The sequence below is a fragment of the Meiothermus hypogaeus genome (assembly GCF_003574035.1).
In the GTDB taxonomy this organism is placed as follows: Bacteria; Deinococcota; Deinococci; order Deinococcales; family Thermaceae; genus Meiothermus; species Meiothermus hypogaeus.
Map to the genome: position 1 here is coordinate 26,582 of NZ_QWKY01000033.1, position 9,048 is coordinate 35,629.

A 9,048-nucleotide genomic window follows, 5' to 3' on the forward strand; every position below is an offset into this window, starting at 1 on the left:
CTACTGAATCCCGATCATCCCTGACTTATGCTAGGCGTCTGCTACTACCCCGAACACTGGCCCCGCGAGCGCTGGGCCGAGGATGCCCGCCGCATGCGCGAGCTGGGCCTTACCTACGTCCGCATCGGCGAGTTTGCCTGGAGCCGCCTCGAGCCCGATCCAGGCTGCTTCACCTGGGCCTGGCTGGATGAGGCCATCGAAACCCTGGGCCAGGCCGGGCTCAAAGTGGTGCTGGGCACTCCTACAGCTACCCCGCCCAAGTGGCTCATCGATCAACACCCCGATATCCTGGCGGTGGATCAGGAGGGCCGGGTGCGGGGCTTTGGTTCGCGCCGCCACTACAGCTTCAGCAGCCGGGTCTACTGCGAAGAGGCCCGCCGCATCGTGACCCTGCTGGCCCAGCGCTATGGCCAGCATCCCCATGTAGCGGGCTGGCAGACCGACAACGAGTACGGCTGCCACGACACCACCCGCAGCTATGGCCCCGAAGACCTGCGGGCTTTCCGGCTGTGGCTCCAGGCCCGCTACGGTAGCATCGAGGCCCTCAACCGGGCCTGGGGCAACGTCTTCTGGAGCATGGAGTACCGCTCCTTTGGCGAGGTGGATCTGCCCAACCAGACCGTCACCGAAGCCAACCCCGCCCACTGGCTGGACTTTTACCGCTTCAGCTCCGAGCAGGTAGCGGCCTTCAACCGGATGCAGGTGGAAATTCTGCGGGCCTACTCACCGGAACGCTTCATCGTGCACAACTTCATGGGCTACACCCCAGACTTTGACCACTTCAAGCTAGCCCAGGACTTAGACATCGCCGGGTGGGACAGCTACCCCCTGGGCTTTACCGACATGGACGTACTGCCCTGCAGCGAGGCGGAAAAAGTCCGCTACGCCCGCACCGGTCACCCCGACATAGCCGCCTTCCATCACGACTTGTACCGTGGGGTGAAGCCGCGGTGGTGGGTGATGGAGCAGCAGCCGGGGCCGGTCAACTGGGCCCACCACAACCCCGCTCCGGCCCCCGGCGTGGTGCGGATGTGGACCTGGGAGGCCCTGGCCCACGGGGCCGAGGTGGTGAGCTACTTCCGCTGGCGGCAGTTTCCCCAGGCCCAGGAGCAGTTCCACGCCGGCCTCAACCGCCCCGACTTTGAACCTGATGTGGGCTTTTCCGAGGCCGCACGGGTAGCCGAGGAGCTCCAGAGCCTGAGCCCGCTGCCCCCCAGTGGCCCCGCGCCGGTGGCGCTGGTTTTCGACTACGAGGCCGACTGGGTTTACCGGATTCAGCCCCAGGGCCGGGAGTTTATTTACCGCGACCTAGTTTGGGTGTTTTACAAAGCCCTGCGCGCGCTGGGCCTGGATGTAGACTTTGTGCCCCCAGGGGCCCGTCTGGAGCCGTACCGGCTGGTGGTGGTGCCCAGCCTGCCTGTGGTCTCAGAGGCTGCCCTGGAAACTTTCCGCCACCACCAGGGTGTTGTGGTGTGGGGGCCCCGGAGCGGTTCCAAAACCGAGTTTCTGAGCATTCCGCCCACCCTGCCGCCGGGGCGCTTACAGGATTTGCTGCCACTCAGGGTGACGCGGGTGGAGAGTACCCGTCCTGGACTATCCGAACCGGTGCGCTGGAACGGCCTGGAATGGCCATCTGGGGTATGGAAGGAGTGGGTTGAATCGGACTTACCCCCCCAGGCCACATTTGGCGATGGCAAGGGCGCGCTGTACCGGCACCAGAACCACCACTACCTGGCCTTCTGGCCGGGCCAGGACTTCCTGCAAAGCTACCTGGGTGCCCTGGCCAAAAGCCTGGATCTGCCGCTTCACCCCGTACCCGAGGGTGTACGCGTCCGCAGGCGCGGCGACTGGGTTTTCGCCTTCAACTACTCTGGCCAACCTCAACCCGCCCCCGCCCCCACAAACGCCCGGTTCCTGGTAGGAGGCCCCACCCTCGAGGCCTATAATTTCTGCATCTGGAAAGCGGGGTGAGCATGCAGATTCAGGGCTACGACTTTCACATTAATGCAGGGAGGCTCGAGGAGACCCTGGGTGGCTACCTGTTGCACGGCAAGCACGTGCAGATTGGGCATCCTTTTGGCCGCAGCATGTTTTTCAAGCATGGCTGGCAGAGCTGGAGCGAGTCCGCCTGGGTCAGCCTCAAGGAGAACCCCAGGCCCATCCTGCCCCCCGAACGCCGCCCCCAGTGCGACGACCCCGCCTACGCCCTCTCGCCCGTCCACGGCGGCAGTGGCCTGGGGGGCCTCGAGGGCTACGACGGGCGTATGCTTTTTCTGGGTGCGCTGCGACCCGGCGCCCGCGTCGAGGCCGACCGTCTGAGCCTGAAGGGCACCTGCGATCACGAAATGCAGTGGTTCCTGGCCTACGGCGAAGCTCAGCAGATTTTGGGTCGCTACGCCGAACTGCTCGCCACCACCCTGGGGGTGCGGGCCCAGCGGCCTGCACCGCGGGTGTGGTGCAGCTGGTATAGCTACTACAGCGACATCTCCGAAGGTCAGTTGCTCCAGACCATCGCCGGTTTGCAGGGCCTGCCTTTCGAGGTGTTTCAGGTAGACGACGGCTGGCAGCAAAATATGGGCGACTGGGAGCCCAACCACAAGTTCCCCTCTGGGATGAGCGCCATCGCGCTCAGGGCCCAGAGCCAGGGCCTCACCCCCGGCCTCTGGCTGGCCCCCTTTATTGCCCGGCCCAGCTCCAACCTGTTCAAGGAACACCCCGACTGGTTCTTGCGCGACGAGCAGGGCGAGCTGGTTCCGGCAGGCAACAACTGGGGCGGCTTCTACGCCCTGGACGTGACCCTACCGGCGGTACAGTACTGGCTACGCAGCCTGATCCAGACGGTGCGGGGCTGGGGCTACCGCTACTTGAAGCTCGACTTTTTGTATGCAGCGGCCTTACCTGGAAAAAGGCCGGGCGGGGAGGCGCGGGAGGACGCCTACCGCGAGGCGCTGCGTGTAATCCGCGAGGCTGCCGGCGACGATGTGTATATTCTGGCTTGCGGAGCACCCATTGTTGCCTCGTTGGGGCTGGTGGATGGGCTTCGTATTGGGCCGGATGTAGCTCCCTACTGGGACAACGAAGACCGGCGGGTGTTCTTGCACGACCCCACCGGCCCAGCCGCCTACAACGCCCTGCGCACCAGCCTGCACCGGCTCTGGCTCAAGCCCCTGGTGCATACCGATCCGGATGTGGCCTACTTCCGCTCCCGCTACAACCTGCTCACCCCCGCCCAGCGGGCCGTGCTGCAAGACCTGGCGCTGGTTGCGGGCTTCAAGGCCACTTCCGACCCCCCCGAATGGCTGGACGACGAGGAGCGGGAGCAACTCAGGGCCTGGCTCGAGGCCACCCCCCCCATTACACAAACCGGCCCCTACAGCTTCAAAATCGGCGAGCGCGAGGTAGATTTCTCGAGCTGGCTTTAGCTTTTTCTGCCCAACCCCCCTATGTCCACCAACGTTATGATGCATAAGCGTGTATACCAGAAAAAAGATGGCCGTATACTCTACCTCTACGGCCAAAAGCCCCACACCCTGCCTGCGCTCGAGGAGGGCGAAAACACCGGCCAGGCCCGGTCGCACGCCCGCTGGCATCCCCTGCGGCAGGAATGGGTGGTATTTGCCGCCAGTCGCCAGGGCCGCACCTTCCTGCCCCCCAAGGAGTACGACCCCTTAGCCCCCAGCAAGCCCGGCGGCTTTCCCACCGAAATTCCCTTCGAAGACTTCGACATTGCCGTATTTCAAAACCGCTGGCCCTCGCTCTCGCCCCAGGCGGGCGAGCCCCCGGAGGGCCTAGCCATCCCCACCCGCGACGCCAAAGGCGACTGCGAGGTGGTGGTCTACACGCCTGAGCACAGCGGCAGCATCGCCTCCCTGAGCCCCGAGCGGCGCGAGCTGCTGGTACAGGTCTGGGCCGACCGCTACCACGACCTCTACGCCCGCGAACATATCCAGTACGTGATGCCCTTCGAAAACCGGGGTGAGCAGATGGGGGTAACGCTGCACCACCCCCACGGGCAGATTTACGCCTACCCCTGGGTGCCGCCCATCCTGCAAAAAGAGCTCGAGGCCTTTCAAAAGAGCCCGGTGCTGCTGGATCTGCTGCCTCATCTGGGGCCTTACACCGTGCTCGAGGACGAGCACACCATCGCTTGCATCCCGCCTTATGCCCGCTACCCCTACGAGTTGCTGGTCTTCCCCAAGCGGTTCCGGCCTGGCCTCTGGACCTTTAGCACTGCCGAAACCCAGAGCCTTGCCCGGATGCTGGGCCAGGTGGTGCAAAAGCTGGATAACCTGTTCCATAAGCCCATGCCCTACGTGATGGCCCTGCACGCCGCCCCCAAGGGGGCCGAGGCGGTCTTCCATTTCCATGTGGAGTTCTACCCGGCTTTGCGCACCGCCGACAAGCTCAAATACCTGGCCGGCACCGAAATTGCCGCCGGCACCTTTGCCATGGACGCTCTACCGGAGGAAACTGCGCAGGTGCTGCGGGCGGTGGAGATATAGCACCTCCCCGGCGGCTTCTACCTGGGTGACATAGGCCATCGACTCTGGACTTATTACAGGCTCATGTAACAAAAAGGCGTTAGGCTAAGATATGAACCCTTTCGCACTGGCCCGACTGCGCGCCTGGATGGAAAACCAGGGCTTTGAGCGCTTTTTTGTGCAGCAACCGGAGAACTTTTCCTGGCTCACGGGGGGCGGCGACAACACGGTCGTCGCCTTTCGCCCGGTAGCGGCCTGGCTCGAGGTAACCCCCGAGACCGTGCGCTTACATGCCTCGAAAATCGAAGCGGGGCGGCTGCTGGACGAGGAAACCCCGGGCCTCGAGGTGCTGCGCTACCCCTGGTACAGCCCCCCCACCCCCCAGGGGCAAAGCGACCTCGAGCACGACCTCACCACGCTAAGGCTGGTGCTCTCCCCAGCGGAGCAGGAGCGCTACCGTGCCCTGGGCCGCGAGGCGGCTATGGCCCTGGGCGAGAGCCTCCGCTTTGCCGACCCCGGCTGGAGCGAGTACGACCTGGCCGGGGCCATCAGCGAAGAGCTGCTTTCCAAAGGCATACAACCCCTGGTGCTTTTGGTCGCGGGTGAGGAACGGTTGTTCCGCTACCGCCACCCAATCCCCACCCGGCGGCCCCTGGGGCGGCTCTTCATGGGGGTTATCTGCGGTCGGCGACACGGCCTCTTTGCCAACGTGAGCCGGCTGCGTAGCTTTGGACACCTCGAAGCCAGGAGCCTTAACGAACAAATCTGTCAGGTCGAGGCGGCTGCGCTGGAGGCCTCCCAGCCTGGGGCCACCCTGGGCGAGGTGTTGGAGCAGATACGTTCGGCCTATCAGCGCATTGGCCGCGCCGAGGAGTTTGAAAACCATCACCAGGGCGGCCTGACCGGCTACCGCAGCCGCGAGGTGCTGGCCCGGCCCGGCAACCCCACAAAGCTCGAGGTCGGCATGGCCCTGGCCTGGAACCCCAGCCTGCCGGGGGCCAAGGTGGAGGATACCTTCTTGATCACCGAGCATGGGCTGGAAAACCTCACCCAAGACCCTCAGTGGCCCATGATGCAGGTAGCAGGGCGCCTGCGCCCGATGGTGCTTGAGGGCTGAAGCTCACCACGGAGTACAGAATGAGCACGTTCAAAGAAATCTTTGGTACCGAACCCACCGTGCGTGTTTCGGCTCCGGGCCGCGTCAACCTGCTGGGCGAACACACCGACTACAACGGGGGCTTTGTTTTTCCCACGCCCCTCCCCTACCAGACCTACACTGAAGCTGCCCCTGCCGAGGGTATCGAAGCTTATGCCGAGAACTTCCAGGAGCGCAAAAGTCGGGATCTAGACGAACCCAGGCAGGGCGACTGGCTGGACTATCTGGCAGGCTGCGTATGGGTGCTTCGTCGGCACGGGCACAGCGTCACCGGCCTCCGGGCCTATGTGCGTAGCGATGTCCCCATGACCGGTGGGCTTTCTAGCTCGGCGGCGCTGGAAGTGGCGACCCTGCGGGCCCTGCGCGAGCTGTACAGGCTGCCCCTGGACGACGTGCAGATTGCCCTGCTGGCCCAACAAGCCGAGGTGGAGTACGTGGGGGTACGTTGCGGCATTATGGATCAGATGGCCTCGTCGGTGGGGCGGCTGGGGTATGGACTTTTTTTGGATACTCAAAACCTTACCACCCGGCTGGCCCCCTTACCGCAGGGGTACCGGGTGGCGGTGGTGGACTCAGGGCTGCCGCGCCGCCTGGCCGAGTCGGGCTACAACACCCGCCGCAGCGAGTGCGAACAGGCCTGTGCCCTGCTGGGGGTGAAGTCGCTGCGCGAGCTTTCCCCCGCCGACCTGCCCCGCATCAACGCCCTGCCCGAGCCCCTCAACCGCCGCGCCCGCCATGTAGTAACCGAAAACCAGCGGGTGCTGGAGGGGGTACAGGCCCTGGAACAGGGCGATATTGAGCGCTTTGGCGAACTGATGGTGGCCTCGCATATCTCGCTGCGCGACGATTACCAGGTTTCCATTCCTGAGCTAGACCAGCTGGTAGAAGCCGAACTGCGCCGTGGCGCGGTAGGCGCCCGCCTGACCGGGGCCGGTTTTGGCGGCTCCACGGTCGCGTTGGTGCAAGAGGCCCGGTACGAAGAATTCAAAAAAGGCGTTTTGCAAGACTATCCTCGAGCCCGGTTTCTATAGAGCGGTTCCCACGAATAGTCGGTACGGCGGTTTTTGCCGTACCGACTACAATATGGCGCACCGTGTGCGTCGTATTGGTGGGAAACGCGATAGAACCAACCGCAGTTGGTGGTCTGGACACAAAGCCACGATAAGGGCAGCCTCAAGCCTTGGGTACCTCACCCCTGAAGCCCTCCCCCAACGGTAGGGAGCGGATTTCCTCGGGGGTAATCTGGTATCGCTCGGCACACCAGTGGCAAAAAACCTCGGCCCCACCGTCCTGTTCAATCATCTCTTCCCGCTCCTGAGGCGAGAAGTAGACCAGCGCATTCAGGGCCCGTTCGCGGCTACACCGGCAGCGGAAGGAAAGCGGGATGTGTCCCTCGCGGAAACCCACCACGCTCAGGTCGGTGGGGTCGTAGTCCAGGCCCTCCATCAGGGCCAGCACGGCCCCCTCAAGCCCCCGCTCCAGCAGCAAATCGGTAATGCTGGTGCGCCCTTGCAGGTTTTGCTCGAGCCGCCCAATCACTTCCTCGGGGCAACCCGGCAACACCTGGATCGCCACCCCACCCGCAATATGTACCGTGCCCGAACCATTGACCCGCACCCCCAGCAAAACCGCCGAGGGGATTTGCTCCGACTGCCACAGGTAGCGGACCAGGTCTTCGGCCACTTCCCCACTTACCAGCTCCACACTGGACTGATAGAGCTCCTCGTTGGATAAGAGCCGGTCTACCTTGAGCTCGCCCCGGCCAATGGCCGCCCCTACATTCAGTTTGCCATCGGGCCGCAAGGGTGGATGGGCCTGGGGATTTTTGACGTACCCCCGCACGAACCCATCCGGGGCAGCCTCCACCACGGTTCTCCCCAGGGGTCCATCGCCCACAAACTGGAGGCTCACCCGTTCCCTGGGTGTCTTAGAGAGCAAGAAGGTGAGCAGCAATACCCCACTCATGGCCCGGCCCAGCGCCGCTGTGGCGGTGGGCGAAAGCTGGTGGCGTGCCCGGGCTTCTTCGGCAATATCGGTGGTTTCAACGGCCAGCACGCGCAGGTTGCCCTCGGCTGCCAGCCCGCGAATCAAACGACCCATAACACCCGATTGTAGCAGCCATACCACCGGCAAAAGGGTGTTGGTTCAGGGTCTCATCGGCAACGGTTGCTGGCCCCAAAACTGGCTACTTCTTTACCGTTGAAGAAGGGAAAGCGCTTATCCAGGTTGGAGAGCACGCGGGTGTAGAGCTGTCCCTCCTGGGCCTTGAGCACCAGCAACCACTCGGCTCCAAAAAGCACCACCCGCCAGCGGCCCTGGTGTTGGTTGGCAGAGTACGACCCCGGCAGGATACCCATACTGCCCCCCGGAGCCGAGTCGGCGGGGTTGAGGATGAAGGAACCCCCGCTGGTACGATAAGCGGTCTGCCAGGGGCGCTCGGCGCTGCCTCCTTGCCGGGGGACAGGAGTACCCAGCCCTGGCCTCCCTCGAGAGCAGGTGGGCCAAGGAAGCAAGCCCTGGGGCGCATGTCTTTACGTATTGTAGCGAAGGCCAACAAAGGCCCGGGTTCATAAAACCCGCAATACCACAAACTGGCTTGCGTAGATTTTTCTGCCGAGCCTAACCCCCCTTTATCTGAATACCACTACCCCTCAAACGTATCCCGTTTGTGTTCTCGTCCGGGGTCATTGTGGAGTACGGCTCTAGAATCCTCTGACATTTTTCGAGTATTCTGTAAATCGTGAACCTCGACTCCCCCCGCATCCTGGTGCTCAACGCCGGGTACGAGCCCCTGGGCCTGGCCAGCGTCAAGCGGGCCGTCATTCTGGTCATGAACGGAACCGCCGAGGTCGTCGAGGAAAGCGGCGAATACCTACGAACTCCCAGCAAGCCCTACCCCGTTCCCAGCATCATCCGCCTCAAACGTCTGGTTCGCCGCCCTCCGGGGCGGCTTGCGCTTAACCGCCGCAACATCCTGCGTCGCGACGCCTACACCTGCCAGTACTGCGGCAAGCGCGGGGGCGACCTCACGGTAGACCACGTCTTCCCCAAAAGCCGTGGGGGCCGTAGCATCTGGGAAAACCTGGTAGCAGCCTGCCGCCCCTGCAACCTCAAGAAGAAAAACCGCACCCCCGAGGAAGCCGGCATGCGCCTGGCCCGCCGCCCCATCGCCCCCCGCCATAGCCTCTTGCTGGTGGCCGACCTGCCCCACCTGCCCGAGGCCTGGCGCATGTATTTGCCCGAAGTGGATCACCACCACTAGCCCAAAACCTGCCCTATATACCAACCAAAACCCCCCACCTCAAGGTAGGTGGGGGGAAGGTAAGCTGGTGTGGAGCGGGAAACGAGACTCGAACTCGCGACCCCAACCTTGGCAAGGTTGTGCTCTACCAACTGAGCTATTCCCGCAAA

Annotated in this window: 8 protein-coding genes and 1 tRNA gene; 6 read left to right on the forward strand and 3 right to left on the reverse strand. The window is 63.7% G+C overall.

Annotated elements, in window-relative coordinates:
* Positions 1-27: 27 nt before the first annotated feature.
* From Mhypo_RS09865 to galK, 5 genes are all read left to right on the forward strand, one after another.
* Complete coding sequence (locus tag Mhypo_RS09865; RefSeq protein ID WP_119341129.1) at positions 28-1,971, forward strand: beta-galactosidase; 1,944 nt, start codon at positions 28-30, stop codon at positions 1,969-1,971.
* A 2-nt stretch (positions 1,972-1,973) separates the two neighbouring features.
* On the forward strand, positions 1,974-3,422 hold the full coding sequence (locus tag Mhypo_RS09870; RefSeq protein ID WP_119341130.1) for a glycoside hydrolase family 36 protein: 1,449 nt from the start codon (positions 1,974-1,976) through the stop codon (positions 3,420-3,422).
* Positions 3,423-3,461: 39 nt separating this feature from the next.
* Entirely contained in the window at positions 3,462-4,502 is a 1,041-nt protein-coding gene (gene galT / locus Mhypo_RS09875; protein WP_119341136.1) for a galactose-1-phosphate uridylyltransferase, read from the forward strand.
* 91 nt (positions 4,503-4,593) lie between these two features.
* Positions 4,594-5,598 carry a M24 family metallopeptidase gene (locus tag Mhypo_RS09880; protein ID WP_119341131.1) on the forward strand — a complete coding sequence of 335 codons (1,005 nt, stop codon included), beginning with the start codon at positions 4,594-4,596 and terminating at the stop codon, positions 5,596-5,598.
* Between the two features lie 20 nt (positions 5,599-5,618).
* Entirely contained in the window at positions 5,619-6,668 is a 1,050-nt protein-coding gene (gene galK, locus Mhypo_RS09885; RefSeq protein WP_119341132.1) for a galactokinase, read from the forward strand.
* A 142-nt stretch (positions 6,669-6,810) separates the two neighbouring features.
* Here galK and Mhypo_RS09890 read toward each other — a convergent pair whose 3' ends face one another.
* Positions 6,811-7,737 carry an Hsp33 family molecular chaperone HslO gene (locus Mhypo_RS09890; protein ID WP_119341133.1) on the reverse strand — a complete coding sequence of 309 codons (927 nt, stop codon included), beginning with the start codon at positions 7,735-7,737 and terminating at the stop codon, positions 6,811-6,813.
* A 53-nt stretch (positions 7,738-7,790) separates the two neighbouring features.
* Entirely contained in the window at positions 7,791-8,150 is a 360-nt protein-coding gene (locus Mhypo_RS17925; protein WP_147371346.1) for a hypothetical protein, read from the reverse strand.
* 227 nt (positions 8,151-8,377) lie between these two features.
* On the opposite strand from Mhypo_RS17925, the gene Mhypo_RS09900 reads away from it, so the two are divergent.
* Entirely contained in the window at positions 8,378-8,899 is a 522-nt protein-coding gene (locus tag Mhypo_RS09900) for an HNH endonuclease (protein ID WP_119341135.1), read from the forward strand.
* 70 nt (positions 8,900-8,969) lie between these two features.
* On the opposite strand, the gene Mhypo_RS09905 is transcribed toward Mhypo_RS09900, so the two are convergent.
* Positions 8,970-9,045, reverse strand: a tRNA-Gly gene (locus Mhypo_RS09905).
* Positions 9,046-9,048: the final 3 nt, after the last annotated feature.

Coding starts and splice junctions, on each gene's coding strand:
- Mhypo_RS09890 (WP_119341133.1), bottom strand. CDS start 7,737: ATGGGTCGTTTGATTCGCGGGCTGGCAGCCGAGGGCAACCTGCGCGTG.
- Mhypo_RS09880 (WP_119341131.1), top strand. CDS start 4,594: ATGAACCCTTTCGCACTGGCCCGACTGCGCGCCTGGATGGAAAACCAG.
- galK (WP_119341132.1), top strand. CDS start 5,619: ATGAGCACGTTCAAAGAAATCTTTGGTACCGAACCCACCGTGCGTGTT.
- Mhypo_RS09865 (WP_119341129.1), top strand. CDS start 28: ATGCTAGGCGTCTGCTACTACCCCGAACACTGGCCCCGCGAGCGCTGG.
- Mhypo_RS09870 (WP_119341130.1), top strand. CDS start 1,974: ATGCAGATTCAGGGCTACGACTTTCACATTAATGCAGGGAGGCTCGAG.
- galT (WP_119341136.1), top strand. CDS start 3,462: ATGCATAAGCGTGTATACCAGAAAAAAGATGGCCGTATACTCTACCTC.